This window comes from Kingella negevensis, from assembly GCF_030177895.1.
Classification (GTDB): domain Bacteria; phylum Pseudomonadota; class Gammaproteobacteria; order Burkholderiales; family Neisseriaceae; genus Kingella_C; species Kingella_C negevensis.
Map to the genome: position 1 here is coordinate 1,253,715 of NZ_CP123448.1, position 22,783 is coordinate 1,276,497.

Consider the following 22,783-nt stretch of genomic DNA (forward strand, 5'->3'; position numbering starts at 1 on the left):
ATGGGAACGATTGCAAGTGATGAAGTTTTAGCTGTGATTGAAGAAAGTGTAAGCCACACTTTAGCAGAGCGTGGATTGCCCCCTAATATCGTAGCCGCCGCCGCGTTATCCGTAGCAAACAAAATCAATGAAACCTTTGCAGGGCAACTGGTTTACTTCAAAACAGGCGCGAAAAATAACGCGGAAGAACGACGGTTAGCCTTGATTGCCGACTTTGAAACAGGGAGCTATTCACACGGCGAATTAGCCAAAAAACACCGCATTTCTTTACAACGTGTTTACGCCATTTTGAAACAAAATAACAAGGATTAAAAAACATGGATTTAGAACTCAAACGTTTTCAGTTTTTCCGTGCAGGAACGCATAAAAGTTCAAACGGCATGATTAAAACCTACACAGATAGCGATTTGCAAAAAGTAGCAGACGAATACAACCAGCGCACTGAAAACCGCGCACCGCTTTACCTTTACCACCCAGCGCAAACAGCACAACACACAGGCGAGCCGTTAGGTTTAGTGAACAAAGTAGAGCTTTCAAACGGCAAGTTATACGCCCATGCCTACGTTACGCCCAAATTGCGCGATTTAGTACGCAAAGGCGCATTTAGAGCCGTTTCAGCAGGTTTTAAAATTCTCAAAGACGGCTTTAATTTAGACCACATCGCCTTTTTGAACAATCCAGCCGTTAAAAATATGGAAGCGCTCAATTTTTCAGAACACAAGGATTTAATTATGTTTTCCAGCCCATTAAATACCGTAGATTACAGCAATGACAGCGAAAGCCTACACGCCGCCGCATTAGCACACCAAGCCCAACACGGCAGCAAATACATTGACGCGGTGCGCGCCCTATTGCGTGAACAAGACCGCGCAAACTTTGCCGAAAGCGATACCGAAGACCAAGACCCAAACAATCACAAATTACACCGTGAAATTTTGGATTACCAAAGCCAATACGGCGGTACTTACGAAAACGCATTAGCCACCGTTCAACGAATGAAAGCATTTGCATAAGGAAAAAGCACCATGACAAAACCTAAAATTATTCAATCTTTGCTAGCACAAGTTTCAAAAGAATTGAACACATTAACCACGCAGCGCAATGAAACAGAAAACGAAATTGTAAAATTAAATCAAGAAATTAACCGCTTAAATAATATGCCAGTTTGCCGCGAAGATTTTGGCGTGTTGCTGAAAGAAAGCATTGAAGAATACGGCAAAAACAGCGAATTAAAACTAATCAAAAGTTTAATGCACGAGCGTGAACAAGGAGCAATTTTCCCAGCCATTTTGCCAGCTAATAAACGCAGTTTTAAAGAGTTAGATGATTGTTTTAAATGGCTATTACACGGATTTAACTTTGAATACAATCCATTTTCACAATCACAATTCAAAGATGACGGCATTGATTTAATGGTGTGGCTATTCCCTGACCGTATTCACGAGAAAGTAATGTCAGCGATTGACAAACACCTAGGCACAAAATGGGGCAATGACGACCTACCACGCCTAGCAGAACGCCGCGAACGCATAGCCGATTTAACAGCAGAGCTAGCAGAGCAGCAAACCAAACTAAACGAAATCAACGCCGCCATTGCAGAAATTAGCCGCCTGACTGTAGAAAATTCTTGACAATAACACAAACAAGGGTAAATAATGGCAGCGTTGCTTTCAATCAAGCAGCCAGCCGTGAGAAGCTGAATACAATAGGCAAATAGCCGCCAACGAGCAACAGAGCTACACGATAGCCCGATTGCTAAGCGGTTTTTATTTTGCATTACCCTTGTTTTACCTTTTTCTGACTATGGTTGGCAGGGGGCAAAGCGGACTTTTGTCCACTGGTTCTATTGTGCCAGTTTCTCACTCTTTGCCCTTTTGCCAGCCGCCCACCGCGTGAGAACGGAAAGCGGCATTAAACCACAATAGAAAAGGTATCAATATGACAACTTCTAAACAGGCACAAACGCCGATTTCTTCTGATATTCCCCAATGTTTTCATAACGGTAAAAAAGACATTTACGAACTCAATGAAACAGCTTATCTGCAAATTGAGCGCGTAGCCGATATGTTGGCAGCTTTGGCATGTTTTTCACACGGCAACGACAAACGTGAAGAACAGCTTTTCAATACGCTGCATTTTGCCGCCACTTTGTTAGAACAGTCATTGAACTGGAATTGTAAATAATTTTCAGGCTGCAAACCCATTGCTAATGTGCAATCGGTTTCAGGCTGCCTGAAATCGTTTCTAACCACGTTCTGACCGACTAGAAACCGCATTGCAATACGCGGCAATGTGTTTGCCTATCCAAAGGACAAACGCAATGAAAACGCAAAATAACCGCCCTAGCGTTCAAGACGTGAAAGCGGCAGCGCATGACCGTTGGCACGGTATTCATGCCAGTTTAGGCATTGACCCCAAATTACTGAATGGCAAGCACCAGTCTTGCCCCAGTTGCGGCGGCAAAGACCGTTTCAGATACACCGACTTTCAAGGGAACGGCGGCTTTATCTGTAATCACTGCACACCCGAAAGCGGCAGCGGCTTTGATTTGATTATGCTAGTCTTTGGCTGCACGTTTAGCGAAAGCGTGGCGCGTGTGGCAAATGTGTTAGGCATGAATAACGCCACACACGCGCCTTTATCACGCACCAAAAGGCAGCCTGAAACAACACCACCGCCCAAAGACCAACAAGCCGCCTTATTGCGCTTGTGGCAGCAAACCAAGCCATTAACCGCCAATGACCCAGCAAGCCTTTACTTGCAACAGCGCGGCTTATCGCCAAACGTGCAAACGCTGAAAAATATCCGCTTTGCTATGTTGGAATATTGGGCGCAATCCATTGAAAACCGCCCCTTATTGTTAGGCGTGTTGCCTTGCATGATTGGCGCAATCACAACGCCAAACGGCGAACTGCAAGGCGTACACCTAACCTATTTACAGGGTAATCATGCGAACCAATGGCACAAATTGAATGCGCTACACCCCCAAACCAACGAACCACTACCAGCTAAAAAGATGAAAAGCCGCTTTTCAGGCAGCCTGAAAGGCGCGGCGGTTCACTTATCCACACCCAACCCACAAGGGCAGCTAATTGTAGCGGAAGGCATAGAAACCGCCCTTGCAGCGCGTGAATTGTTTGACTTACCCAGCGCGGCGGCGTTGAGCTGCTACGGCTTGCAATATTTTCAACCACCGCCCAGCGTGAAAGAGCTGTTTATCGTAGCGGATAACGATCCAAACGGCGCAGGTATCAAAGCCGCTCAAAGCCTAGCATTAAGCGCAGTCAAAAACCACATTCAGGCGCATATATGGCAGCCTGAAAACATCGGATTTGACGCATTGGACGAATTAAACAGGATTAGACAAAATGGCAATATTGAGCATTAACCAATTTGAAGAAGTGAGCCTCAAACCGCGCTACAAATGCGATAAAACAGGCGTGTTTTACATTGCCGTAGAAACAGGCAAAGACGGCGAAACATACGAAAAACCGCCCTTACGCCTTTCAGATAGCATTGAACTGATTGGGCGCGGACGTGATACAGACGGCAACCATTACCGCATTATTGAATGGCGCGATTGCCTGACCAAGCAAACCAAAACCGCCGCCCTACCTATGGCAGAAATTGGGCAAAACTGGCAAGCCCTGTTAAAAAATGGCATTACCGTACATTCAGGGCGGCGCAAACGCGAATTGCTGGCAGATTACCTACAAACAAACGGATTACACACGCCCTACACCGTTACCGAAAAATGTGGCTGGCAGAACGGCACGTATGTATTGCCAAACGGCGAAATTATCCACAACCCAAACAGCAAAAAAGCAGAGCGGATTATCTACAACGGCGACACCAGCCAAAACACCGCCTACACCGTTTCAGGCAGCCTGAAAGAATGGCAAGACAACGTAGCACAATACGCGAGCGGAAACAGCCGCCTACTGTTAGCCATTGGAACAGCCCTAGCCGCCCCATTGTTGGCAATGGTAGGCGAGCAGAACGGCGGCTTTCATATCTACGGCGATAGTTCGGACGGCAAAACCACCGCCGCCCTAGTAGCGTTAAGCGTGTTTGGTAATCCACAAGCCCTAAAAATGACGTGGCGTGGTACAGATTTAGGCTTTTCCAATGCCGCCCTAGCCCGAAATGACGGTTTACTGGTTCTTGATGAAATAGGCGAAGCACACCCCAAAACCATTAGCAAAACCGCGTATAGCGTGATTAACGGCAAAAGCAAAATTCAGGGCGCAAAAGACGGCAGCAACAGAACAAGCCAAGAATGGCGCGTATTACTGTTTTCAACAGGCGAATACAGCCTAAACGCCTACATGAAAGCCGCCGCCGAAAAATGGGAAGCAGGGCAAGCCGTAAGGCTGCCAAGCATACCAGCCGCCAAACAATACGGCATTTACGAACACTTGCACGATTTCAGCAACGGCGCGGATTTATCGGAACACCTACAAACTGCCACCGCCAAGCAATACGGAACGGCAGGGCGCGAATGGATTAAGCAATTAGCACAAATCCCACCTGAACGCATACAAGCCGCGCAAAACGCCTTTATGCAATCCTTACCCAGCCTAGACGGACAAGCGCGGCGCGTAGCCAAGCGATTTGCCCTAGTAGCCGCCGCATTGGAACTCTCAGGCAGCATTACAGGATTAGCGCAAGGCGTTGGCATGGTAGGGATTAAGCAATGCTTTGACGACTGGTTAGCACTCAATGGCGTAGGCAAACAAGAAGACCGCCAAATCATAGAAAACGCCATTACCTTTATGCAGCTTTACGCACATTCGCCGCGTTTTGCCAGTTGGAACAGCGAAATAACCAGCAACGAACACGCAGGATATAGAAAAACATCACAAACAGAGCTAGACGAATATTGGGTTATTCCCAAAGTATTTGAAGATGAAATCTTGCAAGGGAAAGACGTACTGAAAGGCTGTCTAGTTTTACACGGCATAGGTTGGCTAAAAAAGAACGGAAAAAGATGGAAAATGCAACGCTTTCAAAATGGGCGGTTCTATGTGCTTTCTAACTCAATTCCGCCCGAAAACCCCGACAATTTAGAATAACTCAAACCAACAAGGCGCAAATAATCAATGATTTGCGCCTTTTTTTATTTTCAGGCAGCCTAAAAAAATGCACTCTGTCAAAAAGTGAAAAATGCGTTTTTAGTGGTTATAGTGGTTATTAACACTTTATCTTATTGAAAGAAAAAAAAATAATTCATAACCACTGTGGTTAGAATAGTGGTTATTGAGTGGTTATGCAGTGGTTATTAAATTAAAATCAACAGCTTACAATGTAAAGAAAACACCCCATAACCACCGCATAACCATTAACATATCTTTACTGGTTATGAACTTCATCATAATAAACAACAAGATAGGTCATTCATAACCACATAACCACTAAAAAACCGTTTTTTGCTTAACTTGTACGTTGAAAATATACTTCTTTGAGCTTTGGCAGCCTGAAATTTTGCCCTATGGCAGAAAAACACCATTCAGGCTGCTAATGCCGTAATATGCAATAAAATACAAATGGGACTATTCGGAATAAAGCGGTATTAAGTGGGATTTATGCAACATGGCAGCAAAAAATAGCCTGACTTAAATGCAATGGGGGTATTTTTGGGGGTATTTTACAAACTTTGAGAAATAATATTTATTTTAAACAATAGATTAACTATTAAATTTAAGTCTCGCTGTCTGCTTATTTTTAAGCAGCTTTTTTAAAAATACATTCCACCAAAAAGCAGCCTGAAAACATTTTCAGGCTGCTTTTTATGCTTTTATTCAGGCAATTTCAAAAAAGTTTCACGATAATGGCGCAATTCCTCAATGCTCTCCAAAATATCGTCTAACGCCTTATGCGAACCCTTTTTCACAATCCCCTTGTAAACCGCAGGATTCCAGCGTCGTGCCAACTCTTTCAGCGTGGAAACATCCAAATTACGATAATGGAAAAACGCCTCCAAACGCGGCATATATTTTACCATAAAACGGCGGTCTTGATGGATTGTGTTGCCGCACATCGGCGTGGCTTTTTCAGGCAGCCATTCGCCCATAAAATCCAATAATTTCTGCTCAACGTCCGTTTCCGTGTACTTCGATTGTTTCACACGTTCAGTCAAACCCGTACGCGCGTGGGTTGTTGTACACCACTCGTCCATTGCGTTCAGCACTTCATCGCTCTGATGAATCGCAAAAACTTCCGATTGCGCCAACACATTCAAATCCTTGTCCGTGATAATCATCGCCACTTCAATGATTTTATCCGTTTCAGGGTTCAGCCCCGTCATTTCCATGTCTAGCCAACACAAATTATTCTGGTCTTTCATTTTGTACTTTCGTGATAGAAATAAACGTAAATTATAACGCAGCCTGAAAAGTTTGTATTTTCAGGCTGCGTTAAAAACAAATTCCGTTTATAATCATTCTTAGCATTTTGTTTATCAAACTAATCCCGTAAACAAAATAAACACAATTAAATTTCAAATTAAACAAACAAAATGAAATAAAATGTCAGAATTTATCACATTACAACCACGCAGCCTGAAAAGACACAACACCGTTGCGCTGCCTGGGTCAAAAAGCATCAGCAACCGCACTTTGCTGCTCGCTGCGTTGTCCGACAACACTTGCGAAATCCGTTCGCTGCTGAAATCAGACGATACCAACCGAATGCTAGAAGCTCTTGAAAAATTAGGCATTCCGCTAGAAAAAACCGCTTCAGGCAGCCTGAAAGTTCACGGACAAAGCAGCAAATTTCCAAATAAACAAGCCGATTTATTTTTGGGCAACGCAGGCACAGCATTTCGCCCACTTACTGCCGCTTTGGCGATTTTGGGCGGCGAATACCATTTGCACGGCGTACCGCGTATGCACGAGCGTCCGATTGGCGATTTGGTTGATGCGCTGCGAATTGCTGGTGCAGACGTGGATTATTTGGGTAATGACGGTTATCCGCCTTTGCAAATCCATGATTACGCAGACAAGCAAGTCCGCCAAATCCCAATTAAAGGCAATGTGTCTAGCCAATTTTTAACCGCGCTGCTCATGGCGTTACCTTTGACTGGCGAAACGTTTGAAATTCACGTTCAAGGCGAATTGATTTCCAAACCTTATATTGATATTACGTTGAATTTAATGAAACAATTTGGCGTCAATGTAGATAATCAGGATTATCAAATTTTCAGGCTGCCTGAAAATGTGAAATACCATGCGCCCGAAATTGTGAACGTGGAAGGCGACGCTTCTAGCGCGAGTTATTTCTTGGCGGCTGGTTTGCTTTCAGGCAGCCCAGTTCGCGTAACAGGTTTAGGCAAAAACGCGATTCAAGGCGACGTGGCGTTTGCGCGTGAATTGGAAAAAATCGGCGCAACGGTGCTGTGGGACGATGATTTTATTGAAGTTTCACGCGCAGAAAATCAGGCGGTATTGCCGTTTGATTTGGACGCAAATCACATTCCCGACGCGGCAATGACGTTGGCGGTGGTGGCGTTAGCGACGGGCAAGCCGTGCAGCATTCGCAATATCGGCTCGTGGCGCGTGAAAGAAACCGACCGCATTGCCGCCATGGCAAACGAATTGCGCAAAGTCGGCGCGACTGTTACCGAAGAACCCGAAGCAATCCACATCACACCGCCCGCGCAACTCATCGCAAACGCTGAAATTGACACTTACGATGACCACAGAATGGCGATGTGTTTCTCATTGGTTTCGCTGCTCGGCGTACCCGTTACCATTAACGACCCAAAATGTACACACAAAACGTTTCCAACATATTTTGAAGTATTTAATGGACTAGCAGCCTGAAAATAAAAAAGCAGCCTGAAAACATTTTTCAGGCTGCTTTTCTAATTATTCTTCGTCATCGTCGCCATAATACTTCACACCAATCTTAATTGGCTCACGCCCCTTCTCTCTACGCCAAGCATTCGTATCACGCAAAGAATACGCACAACCGCAATATTCCTGTTGATAAAAATGCTCACGCTTACTGATTTCAATCATACGCGCCGAACCGCCGCCCTTGCGCCAGTTAAAATCCCAATAAGCCATATCAGGATAATGGCTCGCCGCACGGTGTCCGCAATCATTGATTTGCACCATATTCTTCCAACGCGAAATCCCCAAGCTGCTCGAAATCACCTTAAAACCATTTTCATGCGCATACAAAGCCGTACGCTCAAAACGCATATCAAAACACATCGTGCAACGAATACCGCGTTCAGGTTCGTATTCCATGCCTTTCGCACGTTCAAACCAGTTATCCACATCATAATCCGCGTCAATAAATGGCACGCCATGTTCTTCCGCAAAACGAATATTCTCGTTTTTGCGAATTTCATATTCCTTTAACGGATGAATATTTGGGTTGTAAAAATAAATCGTGTAATCAATACCGCTTGCCAACAACGCTTCCATCACTTCCCCGCTGCAAGGCGCACAGCAAGAATGCAACAACAATTTATCAGCACCGTTTGGCAAAACCAATTTTGGACGTTCAATTTGAGTTACTCGTGGCGTATTCATCATCATTATTCTAATAATAGTTAAAAACAAAATTGTACCTGAAAATCCGCACGAAACCATTATTTTGTTTGACAAAAATCCCCTGCGCTGCCATAATTTCGCCCGATTTCATATTTTAACGCAGCCGTTTAACCGAACGGCTGAAAATATTTTTACAGCGCGGCAAAATACACGCGTTGCGGGTTAGGGGGTGATGTTTACATCATCGGGCTGATATTTTGCCCGTTTCAGCAAACCTTTTGCGAAACAAAAAAATATCACTTTCAGGCAGCCTGAAAACTGCCGTTTTTATTTTTATTATTTTTTTAAGGATTTTAAACATGCCTTCTATTCGTGTTAAAGAAAACGAACCATTCGAAGTAGCAATGCGCCGCTTCAAACGCTCAATTGAAAAAACTGGCTTGCTGACTGAGTTGCGCGCTCGCGAAGCATACGAAAAACCAACAACTGAACGCAAACGCAAAAAAGCTGCTGCTGTTAAACGCTTGCAAAAACGTTTACGCAGCCAAACTTTGCCTCCTAAAATGTACTAATTTTTAGGCACATTTCAAAAACACCGTTTTTCACAAACGGTGTTTTTTGTGTTTGGAATACCGCCGTTTTCAGCGTAGAATTTCCTTCTTTTATCACAACAGGAAAAAATATCATGACTCTAAAAGCCCAATTAACCGCCGACATGAAAACCGCCATGAAAGCCAAAGACAGCGTAACTTTATCCACAATCCGCCTGATTAACACCGAAATCAAGCAGTTTGAAGTGGACAACCGCGCCGAAGTGGACGATGAAAAAGTTACCGCCATCATCATGAAAATGATTAAGCAACGCAAAGACAGCGCAAAAATCTACACCGATGCTAACCGCGAAGATTTAGCCGAAAAAGAACTAGCCGAAGTCGCCGTCTTACAATGCTATTTGCCAGAAATGCTCTCTGCGGACGCAATTGCGGCAGAAGTTGCCAAAGCCATTGCCGAAACAGGCGCGGCAGGCATGGGCGACATGGGCAAAGTGATGGGCGTGTTGAAAACCCGTTTGGCTGGCAAAGCAGATATGGGCGAAGTGAACAAAGCCTTGAAAGCCGCTTTAACCGCATAATTGGCAGCCTGAAAAATGAAATTTCAGCCAAAATGGTTGATTGCCACCTGTTTGCTGGGATTTGCTGGCGTGAAATGGGCGGCAGTTCATTGGCAAAATCAGCAGCAAGCCCAGCAACCTGCCGCGCGTGTTCAGGCTGCGTGTGAAGTCGCAAAACAAGGTTGCCCGTTTTTGCAACAAGCTGTTTTCAGGCTGCAAGGTGTGCGCAATCACAACACGCCGTTTCAGATTGTGGCAGAAAACGTACCTGCGAATGTGCAGCAAATTTCCGTGTCATTTCAGATGACGGGCATGGATATGGGCTTTAACCGCTTTGATTTGGTGCGCCAAGCGAATGGGCTTTGGTTGGCAGACAAGGTGTATTTGCCGATTTGCGCAGCTGAACGGCATGATTGGATTGTGCTGTGGACGGTTGATGGGACGCAGAAGTTTCAGGCTGCGTTTAAAACACAGTAAACATAAAAAGCAGGAATGCCGTGCTTTAATGATTTAGGTAACAAGGACATCAATTTCCCAAACGGTACAACCGCTTGAAAACCACTTTGTGAAACTGGGCTATTATCCACAATTTGCCAAAGTTCAGATAGTGTTGGTTCTTTTTTTACTTCTACTTTTGCTTTTTTATCCATATTTAGCTCCTAGGGGCTATTGACAATTCAAAAAAAGAGGCAAAGGATTTAAGATATTGTTTCCACACAACCATCCTAAACCTTTGCCATGTCCCGAAACACGCTTACAAATGAAACATGGTCAAGACTGTTGCCCATTTTGAAACAGCTTGGCATTTATCGCAAGAAAAATTTACGCAAAACAGTAGAAGGTATCCTGTTTCGCTTACGTACAGGCTGCCAATGGGCTGATATACCTAGTTATTTTGGTAAAGCAAACAGCCTTTACCAAAGTTTCAATCGCTGGTCTAAACGCGGTATTTTTACCAAATTATTTAAACATTTGGCAGATACACCCGATATGGAATGGGTCTTTATGGACGGTAGTCATATCCGTGTTCATCAACACGGCATGGGTAAAAAATCCATTGTGCATCAAGCTGTCGGTAAGAGTATCGGAGGTCATACGTCTAAAATTCATTTAGCGGTTGATGCTTGTGGTAATCCAATTGAATTTATGATTACAGCTGGTAATGTAAATGAGATTGTTGTTGCGCCTGATTTATTGGCACAATTGGACTTAAGTGATAATGAAACCGTGTGTGCTGATAGGGGTTTTGACAGTGATACTTTTCGTCGGTTAATTCATTCTAAACAAAGTAAAGCCAATATTCCATATAAGAAAAATAGAGAACATCTTAATGTGGACACAGATTGGTATTTATATAAAATCAGGCACTTGGTAGAAAATGCTTTTGCACGATTAAAGCATTTTCGTGCGCTGGCAACACGGTACGATAAATTAAAACGTAATTATGAAAGTACCGTGTCATTAGCTTGTGCTTTGATTTGGTTGAAATTATAGCTAAAATGTCATTAGCCCCTATTGCTTGTTAATAAATTTCACTGATATTCCTGCTTCTTTGGCGAGAATGATAGAAAGGTTGGCTATTCCTTGTTGTGTTTTAGATTTTGCAAATGTTTCAGGCTGCCTTGCTGAAATTATTTAATTATATTGAGAATATCTTTCTAAAACAGAGTTCAGTATTGAAGATATATAAATCCCAGTTCTTCTATCTAAACTAGCAGTAACCATGGTTAATGGACAGTCTATAATATTATAACCATCTAAAATAGGAAGGCTATAATATACATTATCCTCTTCTAGCATTAATTGCCAGCACATATGTGGGTCATGGCTAGCAATAATTTTTCTAAAAGTCTCACCAACATAAACAGCATAGCCTTCTAAGATATAAAATGGTTCTTCAAACATAATCTGTTTGTTATTTTCATAATTATCTAATAAGTATTTTTCAACAACATCCAGCGACTCCATCGAAAAATCCAGTTTATCTGCAACTTCTTTCGGCATCCTAGAGATAAAGCCATCTAGAATATTAGGAATGTCTTTTAACCAACATTTAAAAGCTATCTCTCTTCGCCAAAGTTCAGATAGTGTTGGTTCTTCTTTTACTTTTACTTTTGCTTTTTTAGCCATATTGAGCTCCTATTTCTTGTTAATAAATTTCACTGATATTCCTGCTTCTTTCAAAGCATTGACCAATGGTTTTGAAGCAGTACCTTCAAATGCCCATTCAATTTTCCAACCATCTTTTACAAGCTGCCTATCTCTTGCTAATTCCCAGCGGATGTCTTCGGTAAGATATTGTTTACCCGTTTTAGTTCAACCGCTTTTTTGTTTGGTATATCAGCAATATCATGTCTTCTTGTATAAAGAGTGCCATTAACTCTTACCTGAACCGTTTGCTCTGTTTCGCCCCAACCAATTTCTTTATGATATGCATCTCTTCTATGATTGGCATGTTTTGCCTTGGTTATATTGGCATCATAGACTTTTGACCATCTCTCATAATCCCATTTACTGTTATTTGGATTTTCCTGATACTCTTTCCATCTTGCTTGTTTATGTTCAGGGGAGCCAGGCTCTAAGTGTTTTTTAGGTATGTTAGATGGCTTGGGAATATCATGAGTTTTTTTGCCTCTCTGTCTACGAAACCAATCGAACCTCCCATCGCCTGTTTCGAACCAGATGGTGGTCCACTAAAATGTGCATTAGGCGCATGGATACTGCCTTTTTTCAATAAATTTAAAGCTTTGGCTGCCCCTGTTGCTGATGCCAAACCATCAGCAGCATGAAGTGCCCACAACCCTGCTTGTGCTCCGCGCACATCTTGACCGTAAATGGATTTCAAATCATTTACAGTCAGCGAACCCCATCCAGCACCTAATGCCTTACCTGTTTCTACAAAGTGTTCTCTAACGTGCTTCTCTGCCTCCCTTGTGCAATTGTTAAAATTAGCAACACAATTCCATGTTGATTTAACAGCAGATGCGCCAGCTGATTTTGCTGTATTAAGCGATGCTGATGCAGCATTTTCAAGATAACGCATACGCCCTTGATTAAACTTATCGTATTCTGATTTAGCATCTTCAATAACTTTTGTCCAAACTTGCGAGCTAATTGTTTTGCCCCAGTTGTAACAACGCTATTGTTTCTAGAAATTAAGTTTTTACGATAAAACCCAATATCCCCATTTGCCTCATGTGCAAAATATTCTGGACGTAAGAATTGTTTGCCTTGTGTAGTAAAAAAGGTTTGTTTTTTATTGTTCTCATTAACGAAGGATTGGTTTTTAGCTTGTGCTAAAAATTGTTGCGCAGGTTCATCTATTACTTTTTCCAGCGTTAGCATCCAAAGCAAATCAGTTTGTCTTGCTGCTTGCTGTGCAAGGCGTTTTTCTGCTTCTTCTGGGGTTATACCTAACAATTCTGCAAATTCAGCCGTATGATTGCGTATCCAATTACGTTCATCAGGATGCAACTGGCGATTAAACCAATCCGCATTCGCCCCAGCAACCGCCGCACCCATGCTTCCACCCGTCAGCACACCAATCGCTGCGCCTCCTAGGGGCTAATGACATTTTAGCTATAATTTCAACCAAATCAAAGCACAAGCTAATGACACGGTACTTTCATAATTACGTTTTAATTTATCGTACCGTGTTGCCAGCGCACGAAAATGCTTTAATCGTGCAAAAGCATTTTCTACCAAGTGCCTGATTTTATATAAATACCAATCTGTGTCCACATTAAGATGTTCTCTATTTTTCTTATATGGAATATTGGCTTTACTTTGTTTAGAATGAATTAACCGACGAAAAGTATCACTGTCAAAACCCCTATCAGCACACACGGTTTCATTATCACTTAAGTCCAATTGTGCCAATAAATCAGGCGCAACAACAATCTCATTTACATTACCAGCTGTAATCATAAATTCAATTGGATTACCACAAGCATCAACCGCTAAATGAATTTTAGACGTATGACCTCCGATACTCTTACCGACAGCTTGATGCACAATGGATTTTTTACCCATGCCGTGTTGATGAACACGGATATGACTACCGTCCATAAAGACCCATTCCATATCGGGTGTATCTGCCAAATGTTTAAATAATTTGGTAAAAATACCGCGTTTAGACCAGCGATTGAAACTTTGGTAAAGGCTGTTTGCTTTACCAAAATAACTAGGTATATCAGCCCATTGGCAGCCTGTACGTAAGCGAAACAGGATACCTTCTACTGTTTTGCGTAAATTTTTCTTGCGATAAATGCCAAGCTGTTTCAAAATAGGCAACAGTCTTGACCATGTTTCATTTGTAAGCGTGTTTCGGGACATGGCAAAGGTTTAGGATGGTTGTATGGAAACAATATCTTAAATCCTTTGCCTCTTTTTTTGAATTGTCAATAGCCCCTACAAATTGTCTATGACAATCTTTGCAAAGATAATTTTGCTTACCGTAGCTTTTTGTGCCATTTTTGCGTATATTTATGCCTTGGCAGCAAGGATAATAAAGAGTTATTTCAGTTTTTACACATCAAAATATACTCCGTTCTTGCTGCCTTTTCATTTTCTCAGGCAGCATACTTTTCAGGACACTACCTCTTATTTATAGAAATGGGGGCGACCTTATTTCCTCCTATTAGGTTCATTATTGGCACGCCTGATCCAATTTCTGCAATACCAATCCCCAATTATGCTTAATTCTATCAGGTGTACCAATGCTACATTCCAATTGAAATAAAAATTAGAATATCGTTTAAAAAGCCTATTTTTATTTTTTTGTTATCTATTTCAAAATATTCTATATCATCAAACATACCAACTTTATTGATTGTAATCTTATTTAAATTAATATAATTTAAAATTGTTACTTTATCTATCTTTTCAAAAAAAATATTATTTAAATAATTATGAACATAATTTATGCTAAAACAAAAAACTTTATTATTGTATAAATAAATATTTAAAGCTCCATATCCCATAATTTCTATATTATTCTTCTTTTGTGGTAAATAATTTGGAGCTTCTCCAAGTAAACTAATTACTTTATCTTTATCAGAATTTATAAATAGTGTATTTTTAATTTTTCCCTCATTTAAAAATTGATAGATATCATCTATTTTTATGTTTAATATTTTCATTGCTTGACCTCTGTAAAGCATCTTTCAAAAATTGGAATTCTAAAATTTTAGGATTATTAGTTTGTTTAGACATTTGTATTCCTGCCTCAGCATGTTTTATTAAAAAAGTCCTAAACCTTTCATCTTTTAAGGCTTGGTTTGCTTGTGCAATGGCTTTCGCTACTTCATTTGGATTAGAATAAGAAAAAACAGGTTTAAAAATAATTCCACCTTCATGATTAGGTAAGGCTTTTAATTCAATTTGTCCTATATTGAAATGTACTCCCTTAATCATCAAATCAGGTGCTATTTTTTGTGATGTAATAATGTTTTTAATAAAACTAGATTCACTACCAATAGCTCCAAGTTGAGCAGCTTTTGAGCCATACATTGGACCTGTTAAAAATGTATTTATTCCTCCTTTAACTGTGGTTTTTAATCCTAATGCAGCTAATCCAAAAGCAGGAGAATCATTCAAAGCACCTGTAATAAATCTAGTAGTCCCTTGATTATAACTACTATCAGCTTCGGCAGCATACATTTGAGCAACTTGCATTAACTGCTGATGAGTTGCATTTGGATAATGTTTTCGTAACTCCACAACAACATTATTTATACCAATAGAATAAACCCATTGTTTATCCATAGTATTTAGGTCATCGCAAGAACTAAAAGTAGTGCATTTAAATTTTGCCCAAGTTAAACGGGTATCTTGTGCTTGATTTAAGATTCTAGCCTCATCAACTACCCTTTGTTTACATATTTCATCAGTATCACATGCAAAATATGCTTTATCTACTTCAATTAACTGTTTAGCAGATAACCAGTTATTCTCCACCGCACTTTGCGTATTCAGGCTGCCTTGCGCTGCATCTGTTGCGCTGTTGCCGACCGCTGCCCCCATAGCCGTCCCTAACAGGTTCGTAATCGCCGTTACAGTTTCTTTCTCTTCTGCCGTTAAGTCGCTTCCTTTGTCTTTGCCATATAACCATTTACTGATGTAAGGCGCAGCTGCTTCCACTCCACCTGCACTCAATGCTCCTGCAAGCGCGTTATTGTCCCCTGCTGCTGCAACGGCTGCTCCTAATACCGCATGGACAACGAGTACCCGCCCTACGCTTGCTACCATTTAACAATTCGCGTTAATTGTACAGGCTACGCTGGCTCTATCTTTGTCAAACACGTTTTTCAGGCTGCCTGAATGTTATTGCAGTAAATGCCAAAAAAGTTGCTCACGCTACTGCTTATTAGCTACAAAGCGATTGTAAGTTTATTTGGATATGTGGTTTTATTCTTATGCTAAAACTACTAACATCGTTATTTTGTTTTAATTCAACATAAAGATATTCACTTATCTCATCATTTTTTATTTTCATTTCAATAATTTGCTCTAAATAATATGAGCAAATCATTCCAATAGATGAAAAAACTTTTATGGATACATACGGCAAAGCATATCCAAAGGCAATTTCAAAATTATTGATACCGTCATTTAATTTGAAAATAACACAACTTTCATCTTCGCTAATTACTGGTTCTTTTTCAAAAAACCACATTAACTCATCTGCGTTAAGTAACATATTTTCAGACATTATTGTCCCCCTTTGGGAATTACTGTATTAAACACTCTTGTTCCATTTGGCAACACTTGATATGTGGTTTCAAATTTTACAAACTTTCCACTTGGACTTGCAAACAACGACTCTCTAACTTCAAAATTTCCATATTGTGTAGAAAAAATTCTAACTATATTGCTATTGTTTTGTGCAACACTTGTGAAGTGTTCAGTCAATAGATTGTGTCCATAAGCATTATTTGGCACACCAAGTCTTTGCATTGTCTGCGATAATTGAGAAGACCTCGCTGCATTGTGAGAGTTACTTGAAACATTACCAAAGAGATAATTAAACTTGTTTGTCTTAATCTCGATAAACCCAAAATAACGACCGCACGAGATTATTTTGAAAAGTTTATGGAAAAATAAAACAGCGAAAAAGTTTTGGTTTCGCTGTTTTTGATTTAATTAGCACTGATAATCTTCAAATTCCCACGAAAAAAAACGAAGTAAATAAGTCAATGACTTTTCCCAAGTTTCTTTTGAACATTCTTTAAGAATTTTCTCAATTTCCGATTTAATAACAGAATGATTAAATTCATTCATAATCATCATACCCACTCCCCATTTAACCCTTTGATTTTGGAAACAATTATGCAAAATCCATTTAGGAGAGCATATGCGAACAGAAAATATATCTGCAGCATCACTATCATCAGTTCCTATGTCTAAATCAATTCCCACACAAAAATTGTCTTTGATTTCGGGAACGAAATCTTCAAAGGCACAATCGTAAAGATTGATGGCTTTCAATTCTAGGTTAATCATTTTATATTCAAATGTCCATTAGTTAGTGTTGTTCTTGTATTTGGGTCTCGAATAACAAAATTCGCTTGCGTTCCTGTTGGATTAAGATGTGTTGGAGTGTTTTTTTTGGTAGTAGGCGGTCGGTATAAACGAGTTCCGTCAGCACTTATCAAACAACCCTTGCACGAAGGATTATTGACCAATCGTGCTCCATCTCCAACCCAAATTCTTCCAAGCCTTTCAGCTTCAGAATGACTTGCAGAACCAATACCAAAATTAATTTCTCCTTTTCCATTTGGTTGCATATTTTTCCAATCATTAACAGCACTATTTAATCGACTGTCTTGTTTGGCAATATTATCCCAATTTTGCTGAACTAAATCAGATTTTAGTTTAGGATAAGTCGCTATATTCGCCGTTCCATTTGAAGTTACTGGTGTTGTAACTTGCACTGTTTTTTCTGTTGTTGCTTTATTCCCACTTTTCACCCCACGCCCAGCGGTAACCGCAGCGACACCAAGTGTCATTGTATTTTCTAGAGCATTCCCATATTCAGGATGTGTATAACCTAACTTTAGAGTCCACTTGGATAGGCATTAAAAGACTGAATATACAGTATTTATTGGCTTCCTGTGAGCTCATTTTAATCATTGGGTCATTGATACAAAATTATGTTTATATCAAAAATAGGAAAGATATTGATGATTGATGAGCAGCCTGAAAAAGAGGTTAAGGGTTGTGGTTGTGTAGCGTGGGCAACAAGTTGCGCACGCTACGCTCACTGCCAAGAAACAATTTTACCGTTTTTAATTTTCGGTAAATCATCTTGTAACTCACAAAAACCAAAACATTTTTGTGTGAATTTCGTCCTGAATTCTGTTAATTTATCAATGAACTCTTGTTCATTTTCCTTTGTTTGAAACGAAAATTCATCTTGTAACTTTTCATAATCGAAATTACCTATTTCATCACAATATAATTTATCAAATTCATCTGCTAGCCAAATGCACAATTCTTTCAGATGATTGTCTGATAAAATTTCTCGTGGTAATAATTTTTCACACCAATCGTTTTCAATAATTTCATCATTTTCGTCATAGAACCATACTGGGAAACAGTGAAATTCAAGTAACAATCTTATTTTTTTCATTTAACTACTCCTTTTGGATTAGCACCAACAATAAACCCATTATTGCCTATATCAATAGCCACACGGTGTTTTGTGCCGTTATAGGTGAATTCATATATAGGTCTTGTGCGTTGCATACCTACAATTTGTCCATTTTTAACTGCAGTCATTAAATAATTAGGAATTTCAGATTCAGATATTCCCTTTTTCAAAAATTCCTGTCTGTGCCTTTCTATAATATGGTTTAGTCCAGCCCTTGAATTTCCTGTTTCTAACCAAACAATTTTCCCGTCTGTTGTTTTAGTAATAGCAACTACATTATTCGGATTAAACTTGATACCATTAGCTGTTAACTCTTCAACAAGTTTAGTTTGTTGTATATTTCTCACTCTTACTTGTGTTCCAGCACGCCCAGCGGTAACCGCTGCGACACCAAGTGTCATTGTATTTTCTAGAGCATTCCCATATTCAGGATGTGTATAACCTATACGCCCCATGTGTACATAAGCCCATGAATTTGGATCTATCTCTCCAGTAGCTAAATTCACAGTTGATTCAACTGCATTTATACCGCTATTTAATGCAGCCTTACCAATATCTACAACAACTCCAACTTTATAATCCCTTAATTGAGTAGGCGTTTTCCCAAAATAATTGTATTGATTGGCTAAATTGAAATCACGAACATAATTTTGAATGTATTGTTTGTTGTAGTTCGGATTAGTGTAATGTTGATCTTGCTTGGGTAAATTGTTTGCTCCTAAAATTGAAATAATGGCGTCATCAGTACGGAAATTATCCGCTTTAGCTGTTGCGTAATCTACGGTTCGTTGCATATGCCGAATAATTCGCCCAAGTGCTTCTTCTCTTGAAATTTTCAGACGGGAAGCCACTATATCTGCATATTGTTCTGCTAATTTATATTCACTCGGATGCAACTGCCGATTATGCCAATCTACATTTGCACCCACCACAGCAGAACCAACATTACCGCCCACTACATAACCTATCGCTGCGCCTCCAACTGTGTTTAATACCCCTCCTCCTACTATACCAAGTTTTTCTTCGGCTTCATTTAAATAGGGAGCAGCCAATGATGTTGTGCCGCCAGCCAATGCACCACTTGCATTACCTGTCATCAGCCCACCAACGCCTGATTGCAACAAAGCTCGTCCTATGCCGCCTTCTTTCCATGTTTCATAAGCGGTTTTATTGGCAGTTAAATATTCATCTGCTTGTTGGATAATTTGTACAAGTTTTGTGCGTTCAGCTTTATCACTTGTTTGAGCAAGTGTTCTTTCTGCATCTGCTTTAATGAGTGCAATGGTTTCATATTCTGAAACATTGCCTAATTTTTCAGATGCATTTGCAACAAGATTAGGCGCAACTGTACCAAATTCTTTTGTTACTTGAACCTGTAAATCCAGCTCGCTTTGCACTGCTTCTTTATCAAACACGTTCTTCAGGCTGCCTGAATGTTGTTGCGTGGTTTCGCTGGTTGTGTTTGTGTATATGTCGGCTTTGGTCTCCTGTGCCGTTTTGCCCGTCAGTTGGATTTGTTTGTCTTCATCTGTAATGCGGATATTTTGGGTGTTGATGCCGCTTTTTGTGATGCTGCTTTGACTGTCGCTGTCATTGCCATAACCAATAGATGAACTTGTACCGTTTTTATCGGCTACGGTTTTTAAGTGACTTTCTTGCGGATGGTTTTGTTCTCCTTGCCCCAGTGTTTTACCGCTTATGGACGCACTTGCGCCAATGCCGAAACTTTCGCCTTCGTATCGGCTGTGGTTTTTGATGTCGCTTGTCGTCAGTGTCCCTGTGATGAATCGGTTTTTGCCTTGTGCTTCTGCGCTTTGGGCGGAGGTAATGATGCCGCCTGTTAGCTGGGTATGCCCGCCTACTTGGACATCAAAGCCGTCTTCGCCTGCAAACAGTCCGCTTTGTTCGCTGACGCTGCGGTGTTCGGCGTTGATTTTGCTTTGGCTGTAATCGCCTGATGCGGATGCGCCATAGCCTACGGTTACTTGCCCTTTGATATTCTGTTGGCGGCTGTGGTAGTCGGCGGTGTCTTGTAGGCTTTCTATGTTGAGATTGGCAGCGCGTACGGTGATGCCTTTGCCTGTTACTTGTGCGCCTTTGATGTTGGTATCTCCACCGCTCATAATGACGGTAGGACTGCCTGCACTGCCGACATGGCTGTGGCGGTAGGTGGTTTGCTCACCATCGGTATAGCCTTTGCCTTTATTGCCGCCTGCGGTAAAGCCGAATGAGGGTGAGCCGCCGTTAAAGTTCACACTCACCCCTGCATTCCAGCCTTTGCTCGTGTTGCGGCTATGCTCGGAGTGGGTGTTTTGGGCAGTTTGTAGATTGATTGCGCCATCGGCGTAAAGGGCGGTACCGCCCTTACCGATGACATCAGAACCTGTGATGTTGATTTGAGAGTCTTTGCCTTGACCTGTCGCACTCAATACAGCAGGACCTACGCCTGATAGGATTTGGCTGGCTTGGCTTTCTGTATGGTAGCTGTTGCGGGTTTGGCGGTTTTTCTGCTCTCCATAGGTGATAGAAACACCGACGGTGGTTGGGCTGGTTTCGCCACTTTGGATTTTGTTGGCAGCCTGACCTGTTTGAAAGGCTTGCATGGCAGTATTGGCGGCTGCCATAGCATTAACGCGGGCATTTTTGCTTTGCCCCACTTGTTTGGCATTTTTGGCGGTATCAATCGCTTGTTGCGCTAAATTGGTAATCGGTGTGCTCAGCGCAATGGTGAGCCCTTTTTGTTGATGAACGTATTCACTCTCGCCGATTTGGATGTTTTTGGCATCGGCGATGTTGATTTTGGCGGCATCAACGGTAATGCGCCCTTTGGGCGTAGAAACGGTGCTGCCGATTTGGCTGTACTGATTGCCTGCGGTAATAAGCGCATCACCATTCAGGCTGCCTGCTGTACTACCAACCTGCTGCACCACTTGTGAGGTTTGCGTGAATTGGTCTTGTTTGCTGCCAATGGTAAAGCCAATACCACCGGTTCCCATCAATCCTGATTTTTTCGTTTGATGGGATTCTCGGTCGTTGTAATAGCTTTGCGCTGTCGTCAGTTGCGCATTATGTCCTGCGTGTAGCTGGGCTTTTTGTTCGGAAACAATATCGCTGCCCACGATATTCAGGTCGTGTCCTGCGTCCATGTAAACCAGTTTGCCTGTTACACTGCTGCCCTGCGCTTCATCATGTTGCCGTTGGTAGGTATCTAGCTGGTTGCTTTTGGACAGCAATTTTTTGGATGTGGTGTACACCGATTCATCCAAATCCAATGTGCTTCTGCCTTCGCTGATTTGGATGTCGTGCCCTGCTTGCAGCGCAGTAAGCCCTTTTTCACTGTCTAAATTCCCTTGACGGATTTTGATGTCATTGCCCGCTTTAACCAGCAAATCGCCTTGGCTTTGAATGTCAGTGCCCACTTCGGCGGTTTGATGGACATGACGGTGGTTTTTATCATTCAGGCTGCCATAGCTCTCGTGGCGTTCCGTGGCAACCGTGCCCAAATCCACATTGCCCTGTTCGGAGATGATTTGGGTTTTACCGCCTTGACTGGTATTGCGCACCACTGCGCCATTGAGCTGAGTGTCGTGTTTGGATTGAATGCTGAGTATGCCGCCTTCGCTGCCATCCTCGCCCACGGATAAGCGCGCCACTTTATCAACGACTGTGTTGCCGTTTTGTTTGTCGCCCGATGTCGCAGTGGTGCTACTCGCATTGATTTGGTCGGCAGTCAAACTCAATAGCTTGCCTGCGGCAATGTCGCCACCTTGCAGATTGATTTGGTTTTTCGCTTCTAGCCAGACTTTTTCACCACGGATTTGCCCGCTGTGTTCAATATTTTGCGCACGCAAATCCACCACCTTACGCCCCGCAATGGTGCCACCATTGCGAAGGTCGTCAACACTCAATTGCAACACATTGGCACTAATCAGGCTGCCTGTGCTATTCAAATCCCCTTTACGCGCCACCACATACACTTTGGGCACGAGTACGGTTTGTTGGCTGCCGTCTTTCAAGGTAACGGTTTGGTTCTCCAACCAAACAATGTCGCTGGTTAATTGCGCCACTTGTGTGGCACTGAGTGCGACACCCGGCACCAGTTGTTGGCTGCGGGCAAAGGTGATGCCTGCGTCCATTAAGGCTTTCAACTGGTCTTCATCGTTGTTATAGCCATCCAAACGGCGATAGCCCGTTAAACGGGCGATTTGTTCATTGACCAGTTTTTGCTCGTAGTAACCATCGCCTAGGCGTTTGTACTTGTTCGTTGGGTTAAAGGCAGCTAACAAGTAATCGCCACCTAGCCATTGGCGGTAGTTGGTAAAGGCTGGGTCGGTTTCTACAAGGTAGTCGGGGTGATTGGGTTGGGTGGTGTATAGGCTGCTGTTGGGTAAAACAACTGTTGATTGCTGATTTCGTTGTGCTCCATGAATAGATGGAGCTACCAAACCCGTAACATCTGCTGGATTGCCTAATTGAGTAGGCAAATTAGATACGTGCTCTTCTACCCATGCAACA

26 protein-coding genes and 1 pseudogene are annotated in these 22,783 nt (G+C 41.9%); 11 read left to right on the forward strand and 16 right to left on the reverse strand.

Going from position 1 to position 22,783, the window contains the following annotated elements; all coding sequences use genetic code 11:
• The 6 genes from QEO93_RS06945 (at position 1) to QEO93_RS06970 (ending at position 5,075) form a co-directional block, all read left to right on the forward strand.
• Positions 1-312: a Mor transcription activator family protein gene (locus QEO93_RS06945; RefSeq protein WP_032136856.1), complete on the forward strand. Its 312-nt coding sequence runs from the start codon at positions 1-3 to the stop codon at positions 310-312.
• A gap of 5 nt (positions 313-317) precedes the next feature.
• Entirely contained in the window at positions 318-1,013 is a 696-nt protein-coding gene (locus tag QEO93_RS06950) for a phage protease (RefSeq protein WP_052368682.1), read from the forward strand.
• A 12-nt stretch (positions 1,014-1,025) separates the two neighbouring features.
• Positions 1,026-1,631 (forward strand): hypothetical protein, encoded by a 606-nt coding sequence (locus tag QEO93_RS06955; protein WP_032136855.1) that lies wholly within the window; start codon positions 1,026-1,028, stop codon positions 1,629-1,631.
• 307 nt (positions 1,632-1,938) lie between these two features.
• Positions 1,939-2,184, forward strand: a complete 246-nt coding sequence (locus QEO93_RS06960) for a hypothetical protein (protein WP_085815677.1) — start codon at positions 1,939-1,941, stop codon at positions 2,182-2,184.
• A gap of 136 nt (positions 2,185-2,320) precedes the next feature.
• Complete coding sequence (locus tag QEO93_RS06965; RefSeq protein WP_032136854.1) at positions 2,321-3,388, forward strand: DUF7146 domain-containing protein; 1,068 nt, start codon at positions 2,321-2,323, stop codon at positions 3,386-3,388.
• Entirely contained in the window at positions 3,369-5,075 is a 1,707-nt protein-coding gene (locus QEO93_RS06970; RefSeq protein ID WP_085815678.1) for a DUF927 domain-containing protein, read from the forward strand. The genes QEO93_RS06965 and QEO93_RS06970 overlap by 20 nt, the downstream gene beginning before the upstream one ends.
• 722 nt (positions 5,076-5,797) lie before the next feature.
• On the opposite strand, the gene orn is transcribed toward QEO93_RS06970, so the two are convergent.
• On the reverse strand, positions 5,798-6,346 hold the full coding sequence (gene orn, locus QEO93_RS06975; RefSeq protein WP_032136852.1) for an oligoribonuclease: 549 nt from the start codon (positions 6,344-6,346) through the stop codon (positions 5,798-5,800).
• Positions 6,347-6,527: 181 nt separating this feature from the next.
• Between orn and aroA the strand changes: the two genes are divergently transcribed.
• Positions 6,528-7,823, forward strand: coding sequence for a 3-phosphoshikimate 1-carboxyvinyltransferase (aroA, locus tag QEO93_RS06980; RefSeq protein WP_032136851.1), 1,296 nt, complete (start codon positions 6,528-6,530; stop codon positions 7,821-7,823).
• Positions 7,824-7,868: 45 nt separating this feature from the next.
• Here aroA and QEO93_RS06985 read toward each other — a convergent pair whose 3' ends face one another.
• Complete coding sequence (locus QEO93_RS06985) at positions 7,869-8,543, reverse strand: epoxyqueuosine reductase QueH (RefSeq protein WP_179184673.1); 675 nt, start codon at positions 8,541-8,543, stop codon at positions 7,869-7,871.
• 320 nt (positions 8,544-8,863) lie between these two features.
• On the opposite strand from QEO93_RS06985, the gene rpsU reads away from it, so the two are divergent.
• The 3 genes from rpsU to QEO93_RS07000 all read left to right on the forward strand — a co-directional run bounded on the left by rpsU (position 8,864) and on the right by QEO93_RS07000 (position 10,092).
• Positions 8,864-9,076, forward strand: coding sequence for a 30S ribosomal protein S21 (gene rpsU / locus QEO93_RS06990; RefSeq protein WP_003787633.1), 213 nt, complete (start codon positions 8,864-8,866; stop codon positions 9,074-9,076).
• Between the two features lie 113 nt (positions 9,077-9,189).
• Complete coding sequence (locus QEO93_RS06995) at positions 9,190-9,636, forward strand: GatB/YqeY domain-containing protein (RefSeq protein WP_032136849.1); 447 nt, start codon at positions 9,190-9,192, stop codon at positions 9,634-9,636.
• 15 nt (positions 9,637-9,651) lie between these two features.
• Positions 9,652-10,092: a hypothetical protein gene (locus tag QEO93_RS07000; protein ID WP_032136848.1), complete on the forward strand. Its 441-nt coding sequence runs from the start codon at positions 9,652-9,654 to the stop codon at positions 10,090-10,092.
• Here the strand turns inward: QEO93_RS07000 and QEO93_RS07005 are convergent.
• A complete protein-coding gene (locus tag QEO93_RS07005; RefSeq protein ID WP_032136847.1) occupies positions 10,068-10,265 on the reverse strand; it encodes a hypothetical protein in 198 nt (65 codons plus the stop codon). The genes QEO93_RS07000 and QEO93_RS07005 overlap by 25 nt on opposite strands.
• An 88-nt stretch (positions 10,266-10,353) precedes the next feature.
• Between QEO93_RS07005 and QEO93_RS07010 the strand changes: the two genes are divergently transcribed.
• Entirely contained in the window at positions 10,354-11,109 is a 756-nt protein-coding gene (locus QEO93_RS07010) for an IS5 family transposase (protein WP_085815416.1), read from the forward strand.
• A 141-nt stretch (positions 11,110-11,250) separates the two neighbouring features.
• Here the strand turns inward: QEO93_RS07010 and QEO93_RS07015 are convergent, their stop codons facing one another.
• From QEO93_RS07015 to QEO93_RS07075, 13 genes and pseudogenes are all read right to left on the reverse strand, one after another.
• Positions 11,251-11,745 (reverse strand): hypothetical protein, encoded by a 495-nt coding sequence (locus tag QEO93_RS07015; protein WP_032136322.1) that lies wholly within the window; start codon positions 11,743-11,745, stop codon positions 11,251-11,253.
• A 448-nt stretch (positions 11,746-12,193) separates the two neighbouring features.
• The gene (locus QEO93_RS07020) at positions 12,194-12,460 is read right to left on the reverse strand and encodes a hypothetical protein (RefSeq protein ID WP_032136323.1); all 267 of its coding nucleotides are present in this window, start codon (positions 12,458-12,460) and stop codon (positions 12,194-12,196) included.
• A 50-nt stretch (positions 12,461-12,510) separates the two neighbouring features.
• Entirely contained in the window at positions 12,511-13,137 is a 627-nt protein-coding gene (locus QEO93_RS07025; protein WP_032136324.1) for a hypothetical protein, read from the reverse strand.
• 57 nt (positions 13,138-13,194) lie between these two features.
• Positions 13,195-13,950: an IS5 family transposase gene (locus QEO93_RS07030; RefSeq protein WP_085815416.1), complete on the reverse strand. Its 756-nt coding sequence runs from the start codon at positions 13,948-13,950 to the stop codon at positions 13,195-13,197.
• A 73-nt stretch (positions 13,951-14,023) separates the two neighbouring features.
• A pseudogene (locus tag QEO93_RS07035) lies at positions 14,024-14,134 on the reverse strand (IS1/IS1595 family N-terminal zinc-binding domain-containing protein); the annotation flags it as partial.
• Positions 14,135-14,336: 202 nt separating this feature from the next.
• Positions 14,337-14,756, reverse strand: a complete 420-nt coding sequence (locus QEO93_RS07040) for a hypothetical protein (RefSeq protein ID WP_052368614.1) — start codon at positions 14,754-14,756, stop codon at positions 14,337-14,339.
• Positions 14,728-15,864 (reverse strand): VENN motif pre-toxin domain-containing protein, encoded by a 1,137-nt coding sequence (locus QEO93_RS07045; protein WP_032136318.1) that lies wholly within the window; start codon positions 15,862-15,864, stop codon positions 14,728-14,730. Before QEO93_RS07045 ends, QEO93_RS07040 begins: the two co-directional genes overlap by 29 nt.
• Before the next feature lie 118 nt (positions 15,865-15,982).
• Positions 15,983-16,327, reverse strand: a complete 345-nt coding sequence (locus QEO93_RS07050; protein WP_016686797.1) for a hypothetical protein — start codon at positions 16,325-16,327, stop codon at positions 15,983-15,985.
• Positions 16,327-16,557, reverse strand: coding sequence for a hypothetical protein (locus tag QEO93_RS07055; protein WP_245832189.1), 231 nt, complete (start codon positions 16,555-16,557; stop codon positions 16,327-16,329). Before QEO93_RS07055 ends, QEO93_RS07050 begins: the two co-directional genes overlap by 1 nt.
• 201 nt (positions 16,558-16,758) lie before the next feature.
• Complete coding sequence (locus tag QEO93_RS07060) at positions 16,759-17,118, reverse strand: immunity 8 family protein (protein ID WP_032136316.1); 360 nt, start codon at positions 17,116-17,118, stop codon at positions 16,759-16,761.
• Complete coding sequence (locus QEO93_RS07065) at positions 17,115-17,624, reverse strand: hypothetical protein (protein WP_245190607.1); 510 nt, start codon at positions 17,622-17,624, stop codon at positions 17,115-17,117. Before QEO93_RS07065 ends, QEO93_RS07060 begins: the two co-directional genes overlap by 4 nt.
• Before the next feature lie 251 nt (positions 17,625-17,875).
• Entirely contained in the window at positions 17,876-18,247 is a 372-nt protein-coding gene (locus QEO93_RS07070; protein WP_032136315.1) for a hypothetical protein, read from the reverse strand.
• Complete coding sequence (locus QEO93_RS07075; RefSeq protein ID WP_085815679.1) at positions 18,244-22,752, reverse strand: hemagglutinin repeat-containing protein; 4,509 nt, start codon at positions 22,750-22,752, stop codon at positions 18,244-18,246. Before QEO93_RS07075 ends, QEO93_RS07070 begins: the two co-directional genes overlap by 4 nt.
• Positions 22,753-22,783 lie beyond the last annotated feature (31 nt).